The following is a 22,695-nucleotide window of genomic DNA, read 5'->3' as shown; positions in this document are numbered from 1 at the left end:
GCAGAGAGTACTGGCCGCCGGCCGGGGCGCGGTGACGCGCGTCATACCGGCGGGCGGGCACCGGGCCCCGCCCGGCACTGCCGGAGGGCGGGGCCCGCGCGCTAGAGTCCGGCCGGAGAGACGTTACCGACCAGTAAAGGGAGCGATATGCGGCTCGGCATCAACCTCGGCTACTGGGGCGCCGGCATGGACGCCGACAACCTCGCCGTCGCCCGCGAGGCGGACCGGCTCGGCTACTCCGTCTGCTGGGCGGCGGAGGCGTACGGTTCCGACGCTCCCACGGTGCTGGCCTGGGTCGCGGCGCAGACCGAACGGATCGACATCGGCTCGGCGATCCTCCAGATACCGGCGCGCACCCCGGCCATGACGGCGATGACGGCCGCCACCCTCGACTCCCTCTCCGGCGGCCGTTTCCGGCTCGGCCTCGGGGTCTCCGGCCCGCAGGTCTCCGAGGGCTGGTACGGCGTGAAGTTCGACAAGCCGCTGGCCCGTACCCGCGAGTACGTCGAGATCGTCCGCAAGGCGATGTCCCGCGAACGGCTGACCCACGAGGGCGAGCACTGGACGCTGCCGCTCCCCGGCGGCCCGGGCAAGGCGCTCAAGCTCACCGTGCACCCGGTGCGCGAGGAGATCCCGCTCTACATAGCGGCGATCGGCCCGAAGAACCTGGAGCAGACCGGGGAGATCGCCGACGGCGCCCTGGTGCTCTTCTTCGCGCCGGAGCACGCCGAGGAGACCACGCTGAGCGCGGTCCGCGCGGGCCGCGAGAAGGCCGGCAAGACCCTGGACGGCTTCGACCTGGTGCCCACCGTCCCGATGGCCCTCGGCGAGGACGTGGACGCGCTGGCCGACATCTTCCGCCCGTACACCGCGCTCTACGTCGGCGGCATGGGCAGCGCGAAGCAGAACTTCTACAACAAGCTCGCCCGGCGCCTGGGGTACGAGAAGGAGGCCGCCGAGATCCAGGAGAAGTACCTGGCCGGCGACAAGCAGGGCGCCGCGGCGGCCGTCCCCCGCGAACTCATCGACTCCACCTCGCTGCTGGGCCCCGTGGAGCGCATCGCGGACCGCATGCAGGCCTACGCCGCGGCCGGGGTCACGACCCTGTCGCTCACCCCGGCCGGCTTCACGCTCGACGAGCGGATCAGCGCGCTGCGCGCCGGTGTCGAGGCCCTGGAACGCGCGGGCCTGGCCTGACAGTGAGGACGTGACGGGGTGACGCGCGGCCCGTCCCGCCCTGCCGGACCGCCCGGCGGGGCGGGGATGGGCCGAAGGTCCCAAGGGGAACGGGCCGAACCTACGCTAGCGTAGGTTTTCGGTGGCGGCGGCTGACGGCCCCGTCCCCGGCGACCCCTGGAGGAACCGTGGACATCCCTGCGCCGGACAGCCCCGCGTCCGGCCGGCCCTGGCTGATCCAAGGCGGAATGGGGGTCGGGGTCTCCGGGTGGCGGCTGGCCCGCGCCGTGGCGCGCACCGGGCAGCTCGGCGTCGTCTCGGGCACCGCGCTGGACACCGTGCTGATCCGCACCCTGCGGAGCGGCGACCCGGGCGGGCACCTGCGCCGTGCCCTGGCCGCCTACCCCGTGCCCGGCGCGGCCGAGGCCGTGCTGGAGCGGTACTTCGTCGAGGGTGGTGCCGGGGACGGCGAGCGGTTTCCCACCACGCCCCGGCTGACCGCGGCCCCCGGGTGCCGCGGCCGCGCGCTGACCACCGTCGCCAACTTCTGCGAGGTGTGGCTCGCCAAGGAGGGCCACCGCGGCCCCGTCGGCGTCAACTACCTGGAGAAGGTCCAGCTGGCCACCGTGCCCGCGCTGTTCGGCGCGATCCTCGCCGGGGTGGACTACGTCCTGGTCGGCGCCGGGATCCCCGCGCACATCCCCGGCCTCGCCACCCGGCTGTCCCGGCTGCTGCCCGTCACCGCGGAGGTGGCGGTCGAGGGCGACGCCGAGCCCCTGCGCGTCCCCTTCGACCCCGCGGCGGAACTGGGCGGGGCCGCGGTGGGCCGGCTGCGCCGCCCCCAGGTGCTCGCCATCGTCTCGCTGCCGGCCCTCGCCGCGTACCTCCACCGCTCCGAGCGGACCCGGCCGGACGGCTTCGTGGTGGAGGGCCACCGCGCGGGCGGCCACAGCGCCCCGCCCCGCGGACCGCTGCGGCTGGACGGGGACGGAGACCCCGTCTACGGGCCGCGCGACACCCCCGACTTCGCCAGGATGGCCGCCCTCGGCCTGCCGTTCTGGATCGCCGGCGGTGCCTGCGGGCCGGAGCGGCTCGCGCGGGCCCGGGCCGCCGGGGCGGCCGGCGTGCAGGTCGGCAGCGTCTTCGCGCTCTGCGAGGAGTCCGGTCTCGACCCCCGGCTGCGGCGGGAGCTGGTGGAGCGCCGGCTGAGCTCCGCACTGACCGTGCGCAACGACCCGGCTGCGTCACCGACGTCCTTCCCGTTCAAGGTCGCGGAGCTGCCCGGGACGCTCGCCGATCCGGCCGTGGCCGCCGGCCGCCGCCGCGTCTGCGACCTCGGCTATCTGCGCACCCCGTACCGGACGGCGGGCGGCGCCGTCGGCTACCGCTGCCCGGCGGAACCCCCGGCCGCCTACGCGCGCAAGGGCGGGGACCCGGCGCGGACGGAGGGCCGGCAGTGCCTGTGCAACGGGCTGCTGGCGGCCATCGGGCTCGGCCAGCGCCGCCCGGGGGGCGGGGTGGAGCCGCCGGTCGTCACCATCGGTCAGGACCTGGACTTCCTTCCCCGCATCGCGCCCGGCGGCGAACCGTACAGCGCGGAGTCGGTGGTGCGGTGGCTGTCGGCCGGCCTGGCGGAGAGGGCCGGGGCGGACGCGGCGGTGTGAGCGGCGCGCCCGGCACCGTCCGGCGCCGGGCGCCACGGGGCCCGGGCGGTTTCGGCTCCGCGGCGGCGGGGTGTGCGGGGCCGCTCGCCCGAAGCAGCCGCCGCGGGCGGGGCGGGGGCCGTTTCCCCCGGTCCGGCCCCACACGGAGCGGGCGGTGCCGTGGAAGGACGACACCCGGGGCGGCCCGGGAGCCGGGGCGGCTCGGGGCGGCTCGGGGCGCGGCGGGGCGCTGCGGGGCAGCGGCCGGCGCGGCGGGGCTCAGCGCGGGACCAGGCGCCCCAGCAGCCGGCCGAAGGAGATCAGCCGCGCTATCTGCCCCGGTCCGCCGTCCTCCAGCGACTTGCTGAAACGGAACGCCTCGGGGCGGAACCGGGCCGCGGCGATCGGCGCCTCCGGATCGCCGCCCGGCACGGGGTTCAGCTCGTGCGGTGTGGAGGTGGCCAGTACCAGATGCACCCCGCGGTCCACCCGCCGGCCCGCGGCGTCCCGGCCGACCATGGTCCGCATTCCCACATGCCGGATCGACTCCAGCGGCAGCACCTGCACCGATGAATCGAGAACGGTGCCGCCCGGCGCCTGGTCGTCGGCGACCTCCTCGCTGTGCCAGAGGATCAGACGGCGGCCGTCGCAGACCGCGGCCTCCTGCCAGACCGAGGCGCCCGACTCCGTGAGGTCCACGACGCGTTCGAACGTGAAACCGCGGACCCGGCGCCGGCCCAGCACTCCGCCGACCGCCTCCAGCGCCACGTCGGCGTGGAGGAAGTACGCCCGCGCCGCCTCGTCGAACCGCTCGTACGGCGACCAGTCCGAGCCGGCCGGACCGAGGCGCGGCCGCGCGAGACCGCCGCGCGCCGCTCTGCCGAACAGACTCACCCGCTACCCCCTCCGGTGCACTGTCACCCTACCGAGAGCCGCGGACAGCGGGCCGACCGGCCGCAGGGAAACGATCAGCCGGCCGGCCGGGGCGGCCCGGCCCGGCGCAGCCCGGCGCGGCGCCCGCCGGGGTCCCGGCTCAGAGCCAGCCCTGCCGTTTGAACGCCCGGAAGAGACCGGCGATGGCGAGCCCCATCAGCCCCAGCACCACCGGATAACCCCAGGTGCTCTCCAACTCCGGCATGTGCTCGAAGTTCATCCCGTAGATGCCCGCGACCATCGTGGGGATGGCGGCCATCGCCGCCCACGCCGAGATCTTCCGCATGTCGTCGTTCTGCCGGACCCCGGTCTGCGCGAGATGCGCGGCGAGGACGTCCGACAGCAGCCGGTCCAGTCCCTCGACACTCTCGTTGGCCCGGGTCAAGTGGTCGCCGACGTCACGGAAGAACGGCCGCGCCGACTCGTCGACGAACGGCAGCGGGGCCTGAGTGAGCCGCGTCATCGGGTCGCTGAGCGGGCCGGTCGCCCGCCGGAACTCGACGACCTGCCGCTTGAAGGTGTAGATCCGCGCCGCGGTGTTCCGGGCGTCCGCGGCCTCCGGCGCGAAGACCTCGGTCTCCAGTTCCTCCAGATCGAGCTGGAGTTCGGCGGCCACGTCGATGTAGTGGTCCACGACCGCGTCACTGATCGCGTACAGCACCGCCGTCGGCCCCTGCCGCAGCACTTCGGGTTCCCGCTCCAGCCGGTGGCGCACCGACGCCAGGGGACTGCCCTCGCCGTGCCGCACGGTCACCACGAAGGAGTCGCCGAGGAAGACCATCAGCTCCTCGGTCGTGACGGTGTCCGCGGCGGCGTCGTAGACCACCGGTTTCAGCACGAGGAACAGCGAGTCGTCGTACACCTCCAGCTTCGGCCGCTGGTGGGCCTTGAGCGCGTCCTCGACCGCCAGCGGATGCAGCCCGAACTCCCGGCTGACCTTGCCGAACTCCTCCGGGGCCGGCTCGTGCAGTCCCAGCCAGAGGAAGGAGTGGCGCGCGGTGCGCGCCTCCCGGAGGGCGGCGGTGACGTCCGGCGCGCCCTCGGCACGGCGTCCGTCCTGGTAGATGGCACAGTCCACGATCACTCGGTTGCTTGTTCCCCGTCTGCGGGAGTCATGCGCGCGACCGCCCGGGAAACCGCCGGGGAGGGGCGCGGGCCGGGCGGCGGACCGGGCCCGCGGGGGCGGAGACCCGGCGCGGGACGCCCGCCGCACGCTCTAGGCTGGCGGGCATGCCCACGCTGCTTCTCGTCCGGCACGGCCGGTCCACCGCCAACACCGCCGGGATCCTCGCCGGATGGACCCCGGGCGTCGGACTCGACGAGCGCGGCGCCGCCCAGGCCGCCGCACTTCCGGCCCGGCTGGCGGGGCTTCCGCTGGCCGCCGCCGTGACCAGCCCGCTGCAGCGGTGCCGGGAGACGCTGCGCCCGCTGCTGGACACCCGGCCCGGCCTGCCGCTCCACCGCGACGAGCGGATCGGCGAGTGCCACTACGGCGACTGGTCCGGCCGGAAACTGGCCGAACTGGCCGGGGAGCCGCTGTGGACCACGGTGCAGCGGCACCCCTCCGCGGCCGCGTTCCCCGGCGAGGACGGTGAGTCCCTGCGGGCCATGCAGGCGCGCGCCGTCGACGCCGTCCGGGACTGGAACGCCCGGGTCGAGGCGGAGCACGGCGCCGACGCCGTCTACGTCATGTGCTCGCACGGCGACGTCATCAAATCGGTGGTGGCCGACGCCCTCGGCCTGCACCTCGACCAGTTCCAGCGGCTCGCCGCCGAACCCGGCTCCGTCACCGCCATCCGCTACACCCCGCTCCGCCCCTTCCTGCTGCGGCTCGGCGACACCGGCGACCTGGCCGGCCTGGCGCCCGCCGACGCCGTCCCGGACGGCACCGCGGAGGGGGACGCCGCGGTCGGAGGCGGTGCGGGCGCACCGTGATCGCCGGTCACAGTAGGGTGGGCAGCCCGCGGGCGAACGGCCTTCCGCGCGACCGCCCGGCAACCGCGGCCGCCGGGCACCGCCGACATCCCGAGACCACCGAGCAGACATGGAGCAGGACGTGCCCCGTCAGGTGTTCCTCTACGACCAGCCGGACCGGTTCGTCGCCGGTACGGTCGGACTGCCTGGGCGCCGGACCTTCTTCCTCCAGGCGAGCGCGGGCAGCCGGACCACGAGCGTCGCTCTGGAGAAGACGCAGGTCGAGGCGCTCGCCGAACGCATAGACGAACTGCTGGACGAGGTGGTGCGCCGCACGGGCGGCAACGCGCCCGTACCGGCCGTCGCCCCCGCCGAGGAGGCCGACACCGAGCCGCTGGAAACGCCGGTGGAGGAGGAGTTCCGCGTCGGTACCATGGCGCTGGCCTGGGACGGCGAGGGCGAGTGCATGATCGTGGAAGCGCAGGCCCTCGTCGAACTGGAGGCCGGGTCCGAGGAGGATCTGGCCGAGGCCGAGGAGAAGCTCCTGCAGGACGAGGAGAACGGCCCGCCCGTGCTGCGGGTGCGCCTCACCGGAAGCATGGCCCGCGCGTTCGCCAAACGGGCGCTGGACGTGGTCAACGCCGGACGGCCGCCCTGCCCGCTGTGCAGCCTGCCGCTCGACCCGGAGGGACATGTATGTCCGCGCCAGAACGGATACCGCCGGGGCCTGTGACCTCCCCGGAGGCGGCTCCCCCCGGGGGCGCGCCGGCCGGCTCGCCCCCGGACGCCCTCGCTCTCCTCGAACGCGGCGAACTGACCGTGGACGGCCGGGTCGGCGGTGCCTCGAACGCCGTGCTGCGCTGCACCGCCGAACTCGACGGGCGGCGCGTGGCCTGCGTCTACAAACCGGTCGCCGGTGAGCGCCCGCTCTGGGACTTCCCCGACGGCAGCCTCGCCCGCCGCGAGACGGCCGCCTACGAGGTCTCCCGGGTCACCGGCTGGGACCTCGTCCCACCGACCGTGCTGCGGGACGGCCCCTATGGCGAGGGCATGTGCCAGCTGTGGATCGAGGCGGACCCGCAGGCGGCGCTGCTGGCCCTCGTCGAGGAGGAGGAACCCGCACCCGGCTGGCGGGCGATCGGCTTCGCGGAGGTGGGTGAGGGGCGCACCGCCCTGCTGGTCCACGCCGACGACCCGCGGCTGCGCCGGCTCGCCGTCTTCGACGCGGTCGTCAACAACGCCGACCGCAAGGGCGGCCATCTGCTGCCCGACGCCGGCGGCCGGCTCCACGCCATCGACCACGGTGTGACGTTCAACGCGGAGGACAAACTCCGCACCCTGCTGTGGGGATGGGCCGGGGAGCCGCTGCCCGCGGAGGCCGTCGCGGTGCTGGAGCGGCTGGCGGTGGAGCTCGCCCCCGGCGGCCCGCTGGCCGGCCGGCTCGCCGCGCTGATCACCCCCGCGGAGACCGACGCCGTCCGGACGAGGGTGGCCCGGCTCCTCCGCACGGGGCGTCACCCGGAGCCCGGCGGCGACTGGCCGCCGATCCCCTGGCCGCCGATCTGACCGCGGGCGCCCCTCCGCGGAGGCGGCGCGGAGGGTGCATTCCGGTGTGCCCCCGCGCAAGACCGCCGATCCGGCCAGGTGCGGCGGCCGGTTCGTATCCGGACAGTGCATCCGGTTACGCTCATGACATGTATGCCTGGCCCGCTTCCGAGGTCCCCGCCCTGCCCGGCCGTGGCCGCGACCTCCGGATCCACGACACCGCGACCGGAGGGACGATCACCCTCGCCCCCGGTCCCGTAGCCCGCATCTACGTCTGCGGCATCACCCCGTACGACGCGACCCACCTGGGTCATGCGGCGACCTACACCGCGTTCGACCTCGTTCAGCGCGTATGGCTCGACACCAAGCGGCAGGTCCACTACGTCCAGAACGTCACCGATGTCGACGATCCGCTGCTGGAGCGGGCCGTCGCCAACGGGGACGACTGGACGGAGCTCGCCCGGCGCGAGACCGCCCTCTTCTGCGAGGACATGACCGCCCTGCGGATGCTCCCGCCGCGCCACTACATCGGCGCCGTGGAGGCCATACCCGGCATCGTGCCGCTCGTCGAGCGGCTCCTGGAGAGCGGCGCCGCCTACGAGCTGGAGGGGGACGTCTACTTCTCGGTCCAGGCCGACCCCGACTTCGGCGAGGTCGCCGGGCTCGACGCGGAAACGATGCGCCGGCTCTCCGCCGAGCGCGGCGGCGACCCGGACCGGCCCGGCAAGAAGGACCCCGTCGACCCCCTGCTGTGGAGGGCCGCGCGCGAGGGCGAGCCCAGCTGGGACGGCGGGAGCCTCGGGCCCGGCCGGCCCGGCTGGCACATCGAGTGCGTGGCCATCGCGCTGGACCACCTCGGCATGGGCTTCGACGTCCAGGGCGGCGGCTCCGATCTGGCCTTCCCGCACCACGAGATGGGCGCCTCGCACGCCCACGCGCTCACCGGCGAGCGCCCCTTCGCCAAGGCGTACGTCCACGCCGGGATGGTCGCCCTGCACGGCGAGAAGATGTCCAAGTCCAAGGGCAATCTCGTCTTCGTGTCGGCGCTGCGCCGCGAGGGCGTGGACCCGGCGGCGATCCGGCTGGCGCTGCTGGCCCACCACTACCGCTCCGACTGGGAGTGGACCGACGAGGACCTGGCCGCGGCCACGGCCCGGCTCGACCGCTGGCGCGCCGCCGTCTCCCGGCCCGACGGGGCCCCCGCCGACGCTCTCGTCGAGGAGGTCCGCGCGGCACTGGCGGACGACCTGAACGCTCCCGCGGCCCTCGCCGCGGTGGACCGCTGGGCCGCGGGGCAGGAGGCCACCGGCGGTACGGACCCGTCGGCGCCCGGACTGGTGTCCCGCGCCGTGGACGCGCTGCTGGGCGTGGCCGTCTGAGGCCGGCCGTCCGCGCGGTGGGCGCGGTCGGCTCATTCCGCTCATGAGGAACGGGGCGCTCCCGCCACCGGGAGCGCCCCGTTCCGCGTTCCGCCGCTCCGTGATCCGCCGGCCGGCTACGTGTCCTCGGAGCCCGGGCCGTCCTCCGTGCCGTCGCCGGAGCCGGCGTTCCCGCGGCCGGGTTTCCGGGGGCCGGACGGTCCGCCGGCCGTGTCCCCGCGTCCGCGCGGCCTGCCGCTCCGGCCGCCCCGGCCGCCTTCGGTCCGTCCGCGGCCGCCGGCTCCGCTCTTCCCGGCACCGCCCTCTCCGGCGTCGTCCTTCGCGGACGGCCTGTCCTCCGCGGAGCTCCGGCCGCCGCCGGTGCCTTCGCCGCCCGCCGGGCGGCCGGACGGGCCGCCGCCCTCCTCGCCGGGGGAGTCCTCCCGGGCGCCGGACGCGTCCCCGCCCGTCTCCTCGGGGGTGACCGGCTTCGCCGGCCGGCCGGTCCCCGCCGAGGGGTCCCGCAGATACGAGCCGCTGTCCCGCCCGTCCGGCGCGGAGCCGGTCTCGGTGGCGTGGCCGCCCGGCGCACCGCCCGGCCGGCCGTCCCGCCGCCGCAGATAGCGCTCGAACTCGCGGGCGATCGCCTCACCGGACGCCTCCGGCAGCTCGGCGGTGTCCCGGGCCTCCTCCAGCGTCTGCACGTATTCGGCCACCTCGCTGTCCTCGGCCGCCAGCTGGTCCACACCGAGCTGCCAGGCCCGCGCGTCCTCCACCAGCTCGCCCGTGGGGACGCGCAGCCCGATCAGGTCCTCCAGGCGGTTCAGCAGGGCGAGCGTGGCCTTCGGGTTGGGCGGCTGGGACACGTAGTGCGGCACGGCCGCCCAGAGGCTGACCGCGGGCACCCCGGCGTGCGTGGCCGCCTCCTGCAGGACGCCGACGATGCCGGTGGGGCCCTCGTAGCGGGTCTCCTCCAGGTCCATGGTGCGGGCCAGCTGGGGGTCGGAGGTGACGCCGCTGACCGGGACCGGCCGGGTGTGCGGGGTGTCGCCCAGCAGCGCGCCCAGGATCACGATCATCTCCACGCCCAGCTCGTGCGCGAAGCCGAGGAGCTCGTTGCAGAACGAACGCCAGCGCATGCTCGGCTCGATCCCGCGGACCAGCACCAGGTCGCGCGGCTTCTCCCCGCCCACCCGGACCACGGAGAGCCGCGTGGTGGGCCATGTGATCTTGCGGACCCCGTCTTCGAGGAAGACGGTCGGCCGATTGACCTGGAAGTCGTAGTAGTCCTCGGCGTCGAGTGCGGCGAAGACCTCGCCCTTCCACTCCCGGTCGAGGTGGACGACCGCGGCGGAAGCGGCGTCGCCCGCGTCGTTCCAGCCTTCGAACGCGGCCACCATGACCGGGTCGATCAGCTCGGGAACCCCCTCGAGCTCGATCACCCAGCGCCTCCTTCCGCCGGGGCCGGGGCGCTACCCCCGCAGCCTCGGCTGCTGTTCCGTCACGTGCGGCACCCAGCCTACGGCTTCCGGCGCGGCCGCCGGCAGGCCATGCCGGGGGACGCGGCATCCGCCCGGTCCCCGGGGCCGGACGGCACCGCGCCCCGGCGCGGGCCGGGGTGCGGTGGCCGTTCCGCACGGGAGGAACCTGCCCGGCGAGCGGGCATTCAGTCGCCGACGGGGATCCGCAGCACCTGCCCGGGGACGATCACGTCCGGGTCGGTGAGCTGCGGGTTGGCCCGTACGATGCGCGGGTAGAGGCGGGAGTCGCCGTAGTGGGCCCGGGCGATGGCCGACAGGGTCTCGCCCCGCACCACGGTGTGCTCGCGGTAGCCGATGTAGCCGGGCACGATCCGCGGACCGTAGATCACCGGCACGGTCACCAGGTTGAACTCCTCGCCGTTCTCGGCGCTGACCTCGAAGACCTGGACGTACAGCCGGTCCAGCGTGAAGGCCGCCGCGCTGACGTCGGCCCGGACCTGGAACTGCCCGTGCTCACCGGTCCCGCCGCCGACCTGGAAGTACCCGGTCACCTCGTCGTGGCCCTCGCCGACCCGGTAGTGCGCGGTGCCCTCGAAGCCGTTGGCCACTCCCGCGATGAGGACCGGGTCGCCGACCAGATCCCACTCCCGCGGCTGGTCGATGCGGTTCGTCATCGTGAACGCCCCCCTCTGCCGTCGTGACGTTCCCTCACCCTTGGGGTACCGAACGCACGGCCGGTCAAACGCCGCCCGTGCCACGGTTGTTCGAGGCGCGCGGCGAAGGCCCCGGCGGGAGGCGGAGGGACGGCGGACGGACGGACGGCGGACGGACGGCGGAGGGGAGGCGGTGGGAGGCCCGCACCGTCAGGAGCGGCCGCCTCCCCTCCGGGCGGCGCGGCCGGCTCAGTCCCTGCGGGCGGCGAGGATCTCCTCCACCCGGGTGCGGACCTCCGGGGTGTCCAGGCCGCGGACCGTGAGGGTGGTCCGGCGGCGCAGCACGTCCTCGGCCGTCTCGGCCCACTCGTGGTCGCGGGCGTAGACCACCTGGGCCCAGATCTCCGGCCCGTCCGGATGGATGCGCTCGCCGAGCGCCGGGTCCTCGTCGGCGAGCCGGGCGATGTCGAGCGCCAGCGAGCCGTAGTGCGTGGCCAGCTGGCGCGCCGTCAGCGGGTCCATCCGGGACCCGGGCTCCCGGCTGACCAGCAGCCGGTGTGCCACCGCGTTCGGGTTGGCGATCCCGGGCAGCGGCACCCGGCGCGGCAGTTGCGAGAGCGGCTCCATGTCCTCGGCGAGCGCCCCGTCCGGCAGCGAGGCCAGTTTCCGCATGACCACCCGGCCGATGTGGCGGTACGTCGTCCACTTGCCGCCCGCGACGGACAGCATGCCGCCCCGGCCCTCGGTGACCACGGTCTCCCGCTTGGCCTGCTCCACCCCGCCGGGGCCGCCGGGCAGCACCCGCAGGCCGGCGAAGGCATAGGTCAGCAGATCGGGCGAGAGGTGCTCGTCGCGCACCGAGTGGGCGGCCTCGTCCAGGATCTGGGCGATGTCCGCCTCGGTGGCCCGGACGTCCGCGGGATCGCCCTCGTACGGCTCGTCGGTGGTGCCGAGCAGCAGCTGGTCCTCCCAGGGGAGGGCGAAGGTGATGCGGTACTTGTCGATCGGCGTGGCCATGGCGGCCCGCCACGGCACCTTCCGCCGCAGCACGAGGTGTGCGCCCTTGGAGAGCCGGATGCTGGGGGCGGCGTGCTCGTACTCCATCCGCCGCAGCCGGTCGATCCACGGGCCGGTCGCGTTGAGGACGAGGCGGGCGTTCACACCGAACTCGGTGCCGTCCAGCCGGTCCCGGAGCTCGGCGCCGGTGACGCGGCCGCGGGTGAACCGCAGCCCGGTGACCTCGGCGTGGTTGAGGACGGCGGCCCCGGATCCGGCCGCCGCCCGCACGGTCATCACGGCGACCCGGGAGTCGTTCATCTGGTGGTCGCCGTAGACCGCCACGGCCTTGAGGTTCTCGGTGCGCAGCGCCGGGTTGGCGGCGGCCGCGCGGGCCGGGGATATGACCCGGCCCACGCCGTCGCCGAAGGCCGAGAGCGCGGAGTAGGCGAAGACGCCCGCGCCGAGCTTGGCCGCGCCGTGCGGCCCGCCCTTGTAGACCGGCAGATGGAAGGTGAGCGGGTTGACCAGGTGCGGGGCCACGTCCTTGGCCAGCACCCGCCGCTCGTGGTGGTTCTCCGCCACCAGCTTGACCGCGCCGGTCTGCAGATAGCGCAGACCGCCGTGGACGAGCTTGGAGGAGGCGGACGAGGTGGCGCCGGCGAAGTCGCCGGCGTCCACCATCGCCACCCGCAGACCCGACTGCGAGGCGTGCCAGGCGACCGAGGTGCCCAGGATGCCGCCGCCGATCACCAGCAGGTCGTAGGTTCCCCGGGAGAGCCGGTCGCGGGTCTCGGCGCGGCCGCCGGGCCGCGGGGCCGCGGCCGGGGAGCCTCCGGTGGCCGGAGGGCTCTGCGGGATGGGGATCGTCATCGGACTCAGTTCTCCTGTTCCTCGTTCTCGAGCCAGCCCATGGTCCGTTCCACGGCCTTGAGCCAGTTCTTGTACTCGCGCTGCCGGTCCGCCGCGTCCATCCGGGGCGTCCACTCGGCGGCGCGGCGCCAGTTGGCGCGCAGCGCGTCGGTGTCCGGCCAGTAGCCGACGGCGAGACCGGCCGCGTAGGCGGCGCCGAGACAGGTGGTCTCGGCGACGAGCGGGCGCACCACGGGGGCGTCGAGGACGTCGGCGAGGGTCTGCATCAGCAGGTTGTTCGACGTCATGCCGCCGTCGACCTTGAGGGAGGCCAGCTCGGTGCCGGAGTCCTTGCGCATGGCGTCGGTGATCTCCCGGGTCTGCCAGGCGGTGGCCTCCAGGACGGCGCGGGCGATGTGCGCCTTGGTGACGTAGCGGGTGAGGCCGGCGATCACGCCGCGGGCGTCGTCGCGCCAGTACGGGGCGAACAGCCCGGAGAAGGCCGGCACGAAGTAGGCGCCGCCGTTGTCCTCGACGGAGCTGGCGAGGGTCTCGATCTCCGCGGCGCTGTTGATCAGCCCCATCTGGTCGCGCATCCACTGGACGAGCGCGCCGGTGATGGCGATCGAGCCCTCCAGCGCGTAGACGGGCGCCTGGTCGCCGATGCGGTAGCCGACCGTGGTGACCAGCCCGTGGTACGAGTTGACGGGCGTTCCGGCGGTGTTCATCAGCAGGAACGTTCCCGTGCCGTAGGTGGACTTGGCCTCGCCCTCCTCGAAGCAGGTCTGGCCGAACAGCGCCGCCTGCTGGTCACCGAGGGCCGAGGCCACCGGCACCCCGGCGAGGGCGCCGCTCCTCGCCTCGCCGTACACCTCGGCGGAGGAGCGGATCTCCGGGAGCACCGCGGCGGGCACACCCATCGAGTCGAGGATCTTCGGGTCCCACTGCAGGGTGTGGAGGTTCATCAGCATGGTGCGGGAGGCGTTGGTGACGTCGGTGACGTGGACGCCGCCGTCGGGTCCGCCGGTGAGGTTCCAGATGACCCAGGAGTCCATGGTGCCGAAGAGGATCTCGCCGGCCTCGGCCCGCTCGCGCAGGCCGTCCACGTTGTCCAGCAGCCAGCGGATCTTCGGGCCGGCGAAGTAGGAGGCCAGCGGCAGGCCGGTCTCGCGGCGGAACCGGTCCTTGCCGACGTTGCGGCCGAGCTCGCGGCAGAGCGCGTCGGTGCGGGTGTCCTGCCAGACGATGGCGTTGTGCACCGGCTCGCCGGTGGCCTTGTCCCACAGCAGGGTCGTCTCGCGCTGGTTGGTGATGCCGATCGCCTTGACGTCGGCGGCGGTGATCCCGGCCTTCTCGACGGCACCGTCGACGACCTGCCGGACGTTCGTCCAGATCTCGGCGGCGTCGTGTTCCACCCAGCCCGGCTTGGGGAAGATCTGCTCGTGCTCCTTCTGGTCGACGGCGACGATCCGCCCGTCGGTGTCGAAGACGATGCAGCGGCTGGAGGTGGTGCCCTGGTCGATGGCGGCGATGAACGGGCCGGCGGTGTGCGCGTCGGTCACGGTGTGCTCCTGGGATCCGGTGACGGGAGGGTCGTACGGGGCGTTCGGGACGGGGGTGGCGCGATGCTCCGGTGCGTGTGGTGCGTGTGGTGCGTGTGGTGCGTGTGGTGTCCGGGTCGGGGCCCGGGCTCAGGCGAAGGCCAGCTGGTAGATCCCGCCGGCGAGGGCGCCGCCGAGCAGCGGGCCGACCACCGGGACCCAGGCGTAGCCCCAGTCCGAGCCGCCCTTGTTCGGCAGCGGCAGCAGCGCGTGCACGATCCGGGGGCCGAGGTCGCGCGCCGGGTTGATGGCGTAACCGGTGGGACCGCCGAGCGAGAAGCCGATACCGGCCACGACGAGGGCGACGATCAGCACCCCGGTGCCGGACACGCCCAGGCCCTTGGTCAGGCCCAGGGTGAGGACGGAGAGGACGAGCACGGTGGTGGCGATGGTCTCGGTCATCAGGTTCTGCACGGCGTTCCGGATCTCCGGACCGGTGCAGAAGATGCCGAGCACGGGCCCGGCGGCCGGCGCGTTGTCCTGCTCCACCAGGCCCTCCGGGCCGGTCTGGGCCTCGGCCAGAACCTCCGGGTCGGTCAGGTGGTCGCGGAAGTGGCCGTAGTAGGCCAGCCAGACCAGGACGGCGCCGATCATCGCGCCGAGCAGTTGCGAGGCGATGTAGAGCGGTACGTCCGACCACTCGGTGGTGCCCTGGATGGCCAGGCCGACGGTGACCGCCGGGTTGATGTGGGCGCCGGAGAGACCGACCGCGATGTAGGCGCCGGTGAGGACCGCGAAGCCCCAGCCGAGGGCGATGGCGGTCCAGCCGGCGTTGAGGGCCTTCGAGCGCTTGAGGGTGACGGCGGCCACGACGCCGCCGCCGAGCAGGATGAGTACGGCGGTTCCGATGGTCTCGCCGATGAAGATGTCGGAGCTGGACACCCGCGACTCCTTTGTCCTTGTCCAGGGGGGCACGGCGGGCCCCGGGGTCCCACCCGTGGCCCGTGCCCTCGGTGAGGGCGGTCACCGGTCGGCCGTTGGCGGCACCGTGATCAATATTGTCGTTAGGTGTTCGACAATGCCGACCGGAGAACGGCAGTTTTCTTCACGGGTCCCAGCACGTCAAGAGTCCGCGAACGAAAAAGCCGCCGATTCGACCAGTGCGTAGAGCAAGGGTGACAGAGGGTGTTCAGAATCGCCCGGCGCCGAGGTCCCGGGAGACTGCCCGGGCGCAGTCCCGTACCGCCGCGACCAGCCGCGATCGCAGCTCGGTGCCGTCGCAGACCCGCTCCACCGCTCCGGTGACGCCGACCGCGCCGACGGGCATCCGCCGCCGGTTGTGGATGGGCGCGGCCACGGAGGCCACCCCGGCCCAGGTCTCCTCGATGTCCGAGGCCCAGCCCCGGGCCCGGGTGAGGTCGAGAAGGGCCTCGAACTCCTCGGCCCCGGTGACCGTGCGGTCCGTGAAGGCCTCCTTGGCGCCCTCCACGGCCTCGGCGTGCGCCACCGGGTCGTAGGCCGCCAGCACCTTGCCCAGCGCCGTGCTGTGCAGCGGCTGCATGGCCCCGACCTCCAGGACCTGCCGGCTGTCGTCCGGCCGGAAGACGTGGTGCACGATGAGCACGCCGCTCTGGTGCAGCACCCCCAGGTGGACGCTCTCCCCGCTGGACCGCGCCAGGTCGTCGGTCCACACCAGGGCCCGCGCCCGCAGTTCGTTGACGTCCAGATAGCTCTGGCCCAGCCGCAGCATCTCGGCGCCGAGCTGATAGCGGCCCGAGGCCGGGTCCTGCTCGACGAAGCCCTCCTGCTGGAGCGTGCGGAGGATGCCGTGCGCGGTGCCCTTGGCCAGTCCCAGCGCGGCGGCCACCTCGGACAGGCCGAGCCGGCGCTCGCCGCCCGCCAGGAGCCGCAGCATCGCCGCGGCCCGCTCCAGGGACTGGATGGTCCGAGCCATCGGGCAACCTCCATCGTTACGGATTCGGCAATGCTGAACAGTATCGGCCTATGCCGACCCCGGGTAGCTTGCCGGAAGCAGCCGGCGGGATCCTTCGGCCGGCACATGGCCGGAACATAGTCCGCCCACTGAAACACTCCGGAGACCGGGCCCCATCACGGCTACGCTGGCCGGGTGCGTTCTTCGCAGGGAGGGCGTAAAGCCGACAGCCGTCGCACCTCAGGGAGTTTTCCATGGGCTCGATCCAGCCATCGACGAGCAGCACCGACCGCGTCGCCGCCCTGAGGGAGGCGCTCGCCACCCGCGTGGTCGTGGCCGACGGGGCGATGGGCACCATGCTCCAGGCACAGGAGCCGACCCTGGAGGACTTCGAGCAGCTGGAGGGCTGCAACGAGATCCTGAACGTCACCCGCCCCGACATCGTGCGCTCCGTCCATGAGGCCTACTTCGCGGCCGGGGTGGACTGCGTGGAGACCAACACCTTCGGGGCCAACCACGCCGCGCTGGCCGAGTACGACATCGCCGACCGGATCTTCGAGCTCTCCGAGGCCGGGGTGCGGATCGCGCGCGAGACGGCCGACGCCTTCACCGCCGGGGACGGCCGCCTTCGCTGGGTCCTGGGCTCGATGGGCCCCGGCACCAAGCTGCCCACCCTCGGCCACGCCCCCTACGACGTCCTGCGCGACGCCTACCAGCGGAACGCCGCGGGCATGATCGCCGGCGGCGCCGACGCCCTCCTGGTGGAGACCACCCAGGACCTGCTGCAGACCAAGGCCGCGGTCATCGGCGCCAAGCACGCGCTCCGGGAGACCGGGACCGACCTCCCCGTGATCGTCTCCGTGACGGTGGAGACCACCGGCACCATGCTGCTGGGCTCCGAGATCGGCGCGGCACTCACCGCCCTGGAACCGCTGGGCATCGACATGATCGGCCTGAACTGCGCCACCGGCCCGGCCGAGATGAGCGAACACCTGCGCCATCTGGCCCGCCACTCCCGGGTCCCGCTGTCCTGTATGCCCAACGCCGGGCTGCCCGTGCTGGGCAAGGACGGCGCCCACTACCCGCTCACGCCGGCCGAGCTGGCCGACGCGCAGGAGACCTTCGTCCGCGAATACGGGCTCTCCCTGGTCGGCGGCTGCTGCGGCACCACACCCGAGCATCTGCGCCAGGTCGTCGAACGGGTCCGGGACCTGACCCCCGCCCCGCGCGATCCGCGCCCCGAGCCGGGAGCGGCCTCCCTCTACCAGAGCGTGCCGTTCCGGCAGGACACGGCGTATCTGGCCATCGGGGAGCGCACCAACGCCAACGGCTCGAAGAAGTTCCGCGAGGCCATGCTGGACGGCCGCTGGGACGACTGCGTGGAGATGGCCCGGGAGCAGATCCGCGAGGGCGCCCACCTGCTGGACGTGTGCGTGGACTACGTCGGCCGGGACGGCGTCGCCGACATGGCGGAGATCGCCGGCCGCTTCGCCACCGCCTCCACCCTCCCGCTGGTGCTGGACTCCACGGAACCGGCCGTGATCCGGGCCGGACTGGAGAAGCTCGGCGGCCGCGCCGTCATCAACTCCGTCAACTACGAGGACGGCGACGGACCGGAGTCGCGCTTCGCGAAGATCACCCGGCTCGCGGTGGAGCACGGCGCGGCGCTGATCGCCCTGACCATCGACGAGGAGGGCCAGGCCCGCACCCCCGAGCACAAGGTCGCCGTCGCCGAGCGCCTGATCGCCGACCTCACCGGCACCTGGGGCGTGCACAAGAGCGACATCCTCATCGACTGCCTCACCTTCACCATCGCCACCGGCCAGGAGGAGTCCCGCAAGGACGGCCTGGCCACCATCGAGGCCATCCGCGAACTCAAGCGCCGCCACCCGGACGTCCAGACCACCCTCGGCCTGTCGAACATCTCGTTCGGGCTCAACCCGGCCGCGCGCGCCGTGCTCAACAGCGTCTTCCTGGACGAGTGCGTCAAGGCCGGCCTCGACTCCGCCATCGTCCACGCCTCCAAGATCCTGCCCATCGCCCGGCTGGACGAGGAGCAGCGCGAGGTCGCCCTCGACCTGATCCACGACCGCCGCCGGGAGGGCTATGACCCCCTGCAGCGGTTCCTGGAGCTCTTCGAGGGCGTGGACACCAAGTCGATGAAGGCCGGCCGGGCCGAGGAACTGGCCGCCCTCCCGGTGGACGAGCGCCTGCAGCGCCGCATCATCGACGGCGAGCGCAACGGCCTGGAGGCCGACCTCGACGAGGCCCTGCGGGAGCGCCCCGCCCTGGAGATCGTCAACGACACGCTGCTCGCCGGTATGAAAGTCGTGGGGGAACTGTTCGGATCCGGCCAGATGCAGCTGCCGTTCGTGCTGCAGTCCGCCGAGGTCATGAAGGCGGCGGTGGCCCACCTCGAGCCGCACATGGAGAAGGTCGAGGGCGAGGAGGGCAAGGGCACCATCGTGCTGGCCACCGTCCGCGGTGACGTCCACGACATCGGCAAGAACCTGGTCGACATCATCCTCTCCAACAACGGCTACACCGTCGTCAACCTCGGTATCAAGCAGCCGGTCTCCGCGATCCTGGAGGCGGCCCGGGAACACCGGGCCGACGTCATCGGCATGTCGGGTCTCCTGGTCAAGTCCACCGTGATCATGAAGGAGAACCTGGAGGAGCTCAACCAGCGCAAGCTGGCCGCCGACTATCCCGTCATCCTCGGCGGCGCGGCCCTCACCCGCGCCTACGTCGAGCAGGACCTCCACGAGATCTACGAGGGCGAGGTCCGCTACGCCCGCGACGCCTTCGAGGGGCTGCGGCTGATGGACGCCCTGATCGCCGTCAAACGCGGCGTGCCCGGCGCCGCCCTGCCCGAACTGCGGCAGCGCCGGGTCCCCCGGCGCGACCTGGAGATCAGCGAACCCGAGCCGGGGGAGGGCGTCCGGTCCGACGTCGCCACCGACAACCCCGTGCCCACCCCGCCGTTCTGGGGCACCCGGGTGGTCAAGGGCATCCAGCTCAAGGAGTACGCCTCCTGGCTGGACGAGGGCGCGCTCTTCAAGGGGCAGTGGGGGCTCAAGCAGTCCCGCACCGGCGAGGGCCCCACGTACGAGGAGCTGGTGGAGCGCGAGGGCCGGCCCCGGCTGCGCGGCTGGCTCGACCGGCTCCAGACGGAGAACCTGCTGGAGGCCGCCGTCGTCCACGGCTACTTCCCCTGCGTCTCCAAGGGCGACGACCTGATCATCCTGCGGGAGGACGGCACGGAGCGCACCCGCTTCACCTTCCCCCGGCAGCGCCGCGGCCGCCGGCTGTGCCTGGCGGACTTCTTCCGCCCGGAGGAGTCGGGGGAGACCGATGTGGTCGGCCTGCAGGTCGTCACCGTCGGTTCCCGGATCGGTGAGGAGACGGCCAAGCTCTTCGCCGCCGACGCCTACCGCGACTACCTCGAACTCCACGGCCTCTCGGTCCAGCTGGCCGAGGCCCTGGCCGAGTACTGGCACGCCCGGGTCCGCGCCGAGCTGGGCTTCGCCGGGGAGGACCCCGCGGCCATGGAGGACATGTTCGCGCTCAAGTACCGCGGCGCACGCTTCTCCCTCGGCTACGGCGCCTGCCCCGACCTGGAGGACCGGGCGAAGATCGCCGAGCTGCTGGAGCCCGGCCGGATCGGCGTCGAGCTCTCCGAGGAGTTCCAGCTCCACCCCGAGCAGTCCACCGACGCCATCGTGATCCACCACCCCGAGGCCAAGTACTTCAACGCCCGGTAGCGCGGGCGGCGCGGTCCGGCCCCGTGCGGGCAGGCCCCCCGGAGCGGCGCCGGGCGCTCGCCACGACGCTCCGTAGCGGCTCGACGTACACTGGTCGGTCCGGCACGGCCGGGCGACCTTTCACGAGAGGGGCAAGGATGACCAGCAGCATCCCCGCGCTCGGCACCCGGACGGCCGAGGGGTCCACCACCCTGCAGGCCGTACTGCTCGACATGGACGGCACGCTCGTCGAGACCGAGGGCTTCTGGTGGGACGCCGAGGTGGAGGTCTTCGCCGAACTCGGCCACATCCTCCACGATCACCACCGCGAGGTGGTGATCGGCGGCCCGATGAGCCGCAGTGCCCGCTACCTCATCGAGGCCACCGGCGCCGACATCACCGTCCCGGAGCTGTCCGTGCTCCTCAACGACCGCTTCGAGGAGATGATCGGCCGCGGTGTGCCGCTGATGCCCGGGGCGGCCCGGCTGCTGGCCGAACTGGCCGCGCACCGGGTGCCGACCGCGCTGGTCTCCGCCTCGCACCGGCGGATCATCGACCGGGTCCTGGAGTCGGTCGGGGCCGGCCACTTCGACCTCACCCTGGCCGGGGACGAGCTGGAGCGGACGAAGCCGCACCCCGACCCGTATCTGACGGCTGCCGCCAAGCTGGGGGTGGACCCGGCCCGCTGTGCGGTGGTCGAGGACACCCCGACGGGGGTGGCGGCGGCGGAGGCGGCGGGCTGCCCGGTGGTGGTGGTGCCGTCCGTGGCATCGGTCGCACCGGCGCCGCGGCGTACGGTGGTCAGTTCCCTCGAAGAAGTCGACCTCCCCTTTCTGCACGGATTGATCACGGGAATGCACTGAACCGCACACGGTGCGTATGGCGGCGGAAAGAAGACGACCGTCGGCGCCCGTCCGGTCATTTTCCGTGACGAATGCGCGCGGGAATTCCCGGTGATCCCACCGGAAATCCATGACGTGACCTTTCTCACGCCCCCGCCGGTCGACAGGGGCGGGCAAGGGTGTTCTCCGAGGGGCGGGGCGGCCCGCATGCGCACCTTTCTGTCCCCATAGGTCGGTGAACGCGGCAATCATTCCGGCGTCCGGATAGTGGACGGACCGCGGCTGTTATCAGTGTGTTATGAGGCGTCAACTTCGCCCCGTTCCAGCATCCCTGGCGGCGCGGACTAATGTTTCGCCAGAACTTCACCACAGCCCCTGTGACCAGCGGTGCCCACGTCGGTATGGTCCCCGGGACGGATCGCAATGCAGGAGACCCCCGACGATGAATCGCAAGACTCTGGCGCTGCCGGCGGCCATCGGCTTGCTGCTGCCGGTCCTGGCTGCTTGCGGCGGGTCGGCGGGGTCGGCGGCGGACGGGGCGATCGTCGTCGGCACCACGGACCAGTTCATCGTCACCGAGGACAACCCGGCGCCCTTCGATCCCGCGCTGGCCTATGAGATGGCCTCCTGGAACGTCCTGCGCAACAGTTTCCAGACGCTGATGGCCCTGCCCCGCTCCGGCAGCGAGCCGACCCCCGAGGCGGCCTCCCGGTGCGGCTTCTCCGACCGGCGCAACGAGCAGTACCGCTGCACCCTGCGGGAGGGCCTGAAGTTTTCCAACGACAACCTCCTCACCGCGGAGGACGTGAAGTTCTCGATCGAGCGGACGCTGAGGATCAAGGATCCCAACGGGCCGGTCTCGCTGATCTCGAACATCGACCGGATCGAGACCCTCGGTGACCTGGAAGTCGTCTTCCACCTCAAGAAGCCGGACGCGACCTTCCCGCACAAGCTCGCCACCCCCGCCGCCGCGATCGTGGACTCCCAGAGCTACCGGCGGGACGCGCTCCGCGACGGCTTCGAGGTGTCCGGCTCCGGCCCCTACACCCTGGAGACGAAGGAGAAGGACGGTGCCGTCCAGTCGATCACCTTCACCAGGAACCGGAACTACCAGGGGCAGTTCAAGCTCAGGAACGAGAAGGTCGAACTGCGGATCCTCCGGGACTCGGTGGCGATGGAGGAGGCCCTCAAGGCCGGCGAGATCGACATGATGACCCGCAGCATGTCACCCGAGCAGATCGCCCGGCTGGCGAAGGGTGAGGACGAGGACATCGAACTCGTCGAGATGCCCGGCCAGGAGATCCGCTACCTCGTCTTCGACACCGAGCACCGGACGGCCGGCCGGAAGGCCGTGCGGCGGGCCGTCGCACAGATCGTCGACCGCCAGGAACTCGCCCGCGACGTGTACGCGCGCAGCGCCGAGCCGCTCTACTCCATGATCCCGAGCAGCGTCGACGCGCACGTCAACTCCTTCTTCAACCGGTACGGGGAGCCCGACCCGGCGGCCGCCCGCAGGACCCTGGCCTCCGCCGGTGTCGACACCCCGGTGAAGCTGGAGCTGACGTACACCACGGACCACTACGGCCCGGCCACGGCCCTGGAGTTCGAGACCCTGCAGAAGCAGCTGAACCGGACGGGCCTGTTCGACGTAACGATCAAGGGCGTTCCCTGGAAGACGTTCCGCCCCAGCCAGACCGAGCGCAAGTACGCCGCGTACGGTATGGGCTGGTTCCCCGACTTCCCGGACCCCGACAACTTCACGGCCCCGTTCTTCTCCGAGGACAACTTCCTCAACAGTCCGTACGACAACGAGGAGATCCACGGCCGGCTGATCCCGGAGACCCGGCGGCAGGCGGAGCGGACCGGTGCCACCAAGAGTTTCGAGCGGGTCCAGGACATCGTCGCCGAGGAGGTGCCGCTGCTGCCGCTGTGGCAGGGCAAGCAGTACGTCGCAGCCCGGAACACCGTCACCGGAGTGGAATGGGCGCTGAACTCGTCGTCGGTCCTGCAGCTGTGGGAACTCGGCCGCACGGTCGACTGACCTGACCAGTCGTGGCACCGACGGGGGCCGGTGCCGATCAAGAA

Annotated in this window: 17 protein-coding genes; 9 read left to right on the top strand and 8 right to left on the bottom strand. The window is 73.0% G+C overall.

All coding sequences use genetic code 11. The features are described 5' to 3' along the window. Positions 1-147 precede the first annotated feature (147 nt). Together KBZ10_RS07330 and KBZ10_RS07325 are read left to right on the top strand one after the other, a co-directional pair. Positions 148-1,197, top strand: a complete 1,050-nt coding sequence (locus KBZ10_RS07330) for an LLM class F420-dependent oxidoreductase (protein WP_210986666.1) — start codon at positions 148-150, stop codon at positions 1,195-1,197. Positions 1,198-1,364: 167 nt separating this feature from the next. Beyond that, on the top strand, positions 1,365-2,840 hold the full coding sequence (locus tag KBZ10_RS07325) for a nitronate monooxygenase (protein WP_210986665.1): 1,476 nt from the start codon (positions 1,365-1,367) through the stop codon (positions 2,838-2,840). 258 nt (positions 2,841-3,098) lie between these two features. On the opposite strand, the gene KBZ10_RS07320 is transcribed toward KBZ10_RS07325, so the two are convergent. Beyond that, positions 3,099-3,713 (bottom strand): hypothetical protein, encoded by a 615-nt coding sequence (locus KBZ10_RS07320; protein WP_210986664.1) that lies wholly within the window; start codon positions 3,711-3,713, stop codon positions 3,099-3,101. Between the two features lie 139 nt (positions 3,714-3,852). After that, positions 3,853-4,836 (bottom strand): magnesium/cobalt transporter CorA, encoded by a 984-nt coding sequence (gene corA, locus KBZ10_RS07315; protein WP_210986663.1) that lies wholly within the window; start codon positions 4,834-4,836, stop codon positions 3,853-3,855. 146 nt (positions 4,837-4,982) lie between these two features. Between corA and KBZ10_RS07310 the strand changes: the two genes are divergently transcribed. The 4 genes from KBZ10_RS07310 to mshC all read left to right on the top strand — a co-directional run bounded on the left by KBZ10_RS07310 (position 4,983) and on the right by mshC (position 8,590). Then, positions 4,983-5,687: a histidine phosphatase family protein gene (locus KBZ10_RS07310; RefSeq protein ID WP_210986662.1), complete on the top strand. Its 705-nt coding sequence runs from the start codon at positions 4,983-4,985 to the stop codon at positions 5,685-5,687. A gap of 121 nt (positions 5,688-5,808) precedes the next feature. Beyond that, on the top strand, positions 5,809-6,399 hold the full coding sequence (locus KBZ10_RS07305) for a DUF3090 domain-containing protein (protein WP_210986715.1): 591 nt from the start codon (positions 5,809-5,811) through the stop codon (positions 6,397-6,399). Then, a complete protein-coding gene (locus KBZ10_RS07300; RefSeq protein ID WP_210986661.1) occupies positions 6,363-7,232 on the top strand; it encodes an SCO1664 family protein in 870 nt (289 codons plus the stop codon). Before KBZ10_RS07305 ends, KBZ10_RS07300 begins: the two co-directional genes overlap by 37 nt. 128 nt (positions 7,233-7,360) lie before the next feature. Continuing rightward, on the top strand, positions 7,361-8,590 hold the full coding sequence (gene mshC / locus KBZ10_RS07295; RefSeq protein ID WP_210986660.1) for a cysteine--1-D-myo-inosityl 2-amino-2-deoxy-alpha-D-glucopyranoside ligase: 1,230 nt from the start codon (positions 7,361-7,363) through the stop codon (positions 8,588-8,590). Between the two features lie 116 nt (positions 8,591-8,706). On the opposite strand, the gene KBZ10_RS07290 is transcribed toward mshC, so the two are convergent. From KBZ10_RS07290 to KBZ10_RS07265, 6 genes are all read right to left on the bottom strand, one after another. Further along, entirely contained in the window at positions 8,707-10,011 is a 1,305-nt protein-coding gene (locus KBZ10_RS07290) for a PAC2 family protein (protein WP_307847250.1), read from the bottom strand. A gap of 224 nt (positions 10,012-10,235) precedes the next feature. Beyond that, positions 10,236-10,724 (bottom strand): Gmad2 immunoglobulin-like domain-containing protein, encoded by a 489-nt coding sequence (locus KBZ10_RS07285; RefSeq protein ID WP_210986659.1) that lies wholly within the window; start codon positions 10,722-10,724, stop codon positions 10,236-10,238. 228 nt (positions 10,725-10,952) lie between these two features. After that, positions 10,953-12,572 (bottom strand): glycerol-3-phosphate dehydrogenase/oxidase, encoded by a 1,620-nt coding sequence (locus tag KBZ10_RS07280; RefSeq protein WP_210986658.1) that lies wholly within the window; start codon positions 12,570-12,572, stop codon positions 10,953-10,955. A gap of 5 nt (positions 12,573-12,577) precedes the next feature. Next, a complete protein-coding gene (gene glpK / locus KBZ10_RS07275; protein ID WP_210986657.1) occupies positions 12,578-14,113 on the bottom strand; it encodes a glycerol kinase GlpK in 1,536 nt (511 codons plus the stop codon). Positions 14,114-14,242: 129 nt separating this feature from the next. Further along, positions 14,243-15,034, bottom strand: a complete 792-nt coding sequence (locus KBZ10_RS07270; RefSeq protein WP_210986656.1) for an MIP/aquaporin family protein — start codon at positions 15,032-15,034, stop codon at positions 14,243-14,245. A gap of 247 nt (positions 15,035-15,281) precedes the next feature. Beyond that, a complete protein-coding gene (locus KBZ10_RS07265; protein ID WP_210986655.1) occupies positions 15,282-16,046 on the bottom strand; it encodes an IclR family transcriptional regulator in 765 nt (254 codons plus the stop codon). 233 nt (positions 16,047-16,279) lie between these two features. Between KBZ10_RS07265 and metH the strand changes: the two genes are divergently transcribed. The 3 genes from metH (at position 16,280) to KBZ10_RS07250 (ending at position 22,651) form a co-directional block, all read left to right on the top strand. Continuing rightward, the gene (gene metH, locus KBZ10_RS07260; protein ID WP_210986654.1) at positions 16,280-19,789 is read left to right on the top strand and encodes a methionine synthase; all 3,510 of its coding nucleotides are present in this window, start codon (positions 16,280-16,282) and stop codon (positions 19,787-19,789) included. A gap of 137 nt (positions 19,790-19,926) precedes the next feature. Further along, positions 19,927-20,631, top strand: coding sequence for an HAD family phosphatase (locus KBZ10_RS07255; RefSeq protein WP_210986653.1), 705 nt, complete (start codon positions 19,927-19,929; stop codon positions 20,629-20,631). A gap of 421 nt (positions 20,632-21,052) precedes the next feature. Continuing rightward, positions 21,053-22,651, top strand: a complete 1,599-nt coding sequence (locus KBZ10_RS07250) for an ABC transporter substrate-binding protein (RefSeq protein ID WP_210986652.1) — start codon at positions 21,053-21,055, stop codon at positions 22,649-22,651. Positions 22,652-22,695 lie beyond the last annotated feature (44 nt).

Source organism: Streptomyces sp. F63 (assembly GCF_018070345.1).
In the GTDB taxonomy this organism is placed as follows: Bacteria; Actinomycetota; Actinomycetes; order Streptomycetales; family Streptomycetaceae; genus Streptomyces.
The sequence above is the reverse complement of the archived record's forward strand: the minus strand, read 5'-3'. Positions and strand labels throughout refer to the sequence as shown.

What these genes read in the sequence shown, in the direction of transcription:
- KBZ10_RS07330 (WP_210986666.1), top strand. Translation starts at nt 148, where the DNA reads ATGCGGCTCGGCATCAACCTCGGCTACTGGGGCGCCGGCATGGACGCC.
- KBZ10_RS07310 (WP_210986662.1), top strand. Translation starts at nt 4,983, where the DNA reads ATGCCCACGCTGCTTCTCGTCCGGCACGGCCGGTCCACCGCCAACACC.
- KBZ10_RS07300 (WP_210986661.1), top strand. Translation starts at nt 6,363, where the DNA reads ATGTCCGCGCCAGAACGGATACCGCCGGGGCCTGTGACCTCCCCGGAG.
- mshC (WP_210986660.1), top strand. Translation starts at nt 7,361, where the DNA reads ATGTATGCCTGGCCCGCTTCCGAGGTCCCCGCCCTGCCCGGCCGTGGC.
- KBZ10_RS07285 (WP_210986659.1), bottom strand. Translation starts at nt 10,724, where the DNA reads ATGACGAACCGCATCGACCAGCCGCGGGAGTGGGATCTGGTCGGCGAC.
- KBZ10_RS07280 (WP_210986658.1), bottom strand. Translation starts at nt 12,572, where the DNA reads ATGACGATCCCCATCCCGCAGAGCCCTCCGGCCACCGGAGGCTCCCCG.
- KBZ10_RS07265 (WP_210986655.1), bottom strand. Translation starts at nt 16,046, where the DNA reads ATGGCTCGGACCATCCAGTCCCTGGAGCGGGCCGCGGCGATGCTGCGG.
- metH (WP_210986654.1), top strand. Translation starts at nt 16,280, where the DNA reads ATGGGCTCGATCCAGCCATCGACGAGCAGCACCGACCGCGTCGCCGCC.
- KBZ10_RS07255 (WP_210986653.1), top strand. Translation starts at nt 19,927, where the DNA reads ATGACCAGCAGCATCCCCGCGCTCGGCACCCGGACGGCCGAGGGGTCC.
- KBZ10_RS07250 (WP_210986652.1), top strand. Translation starts at nt 21,053, where the DNA reads ATGAATCGCAAGACTCTGGCGCTGCCGGCGGCCATCGGCTTGCTGCTG.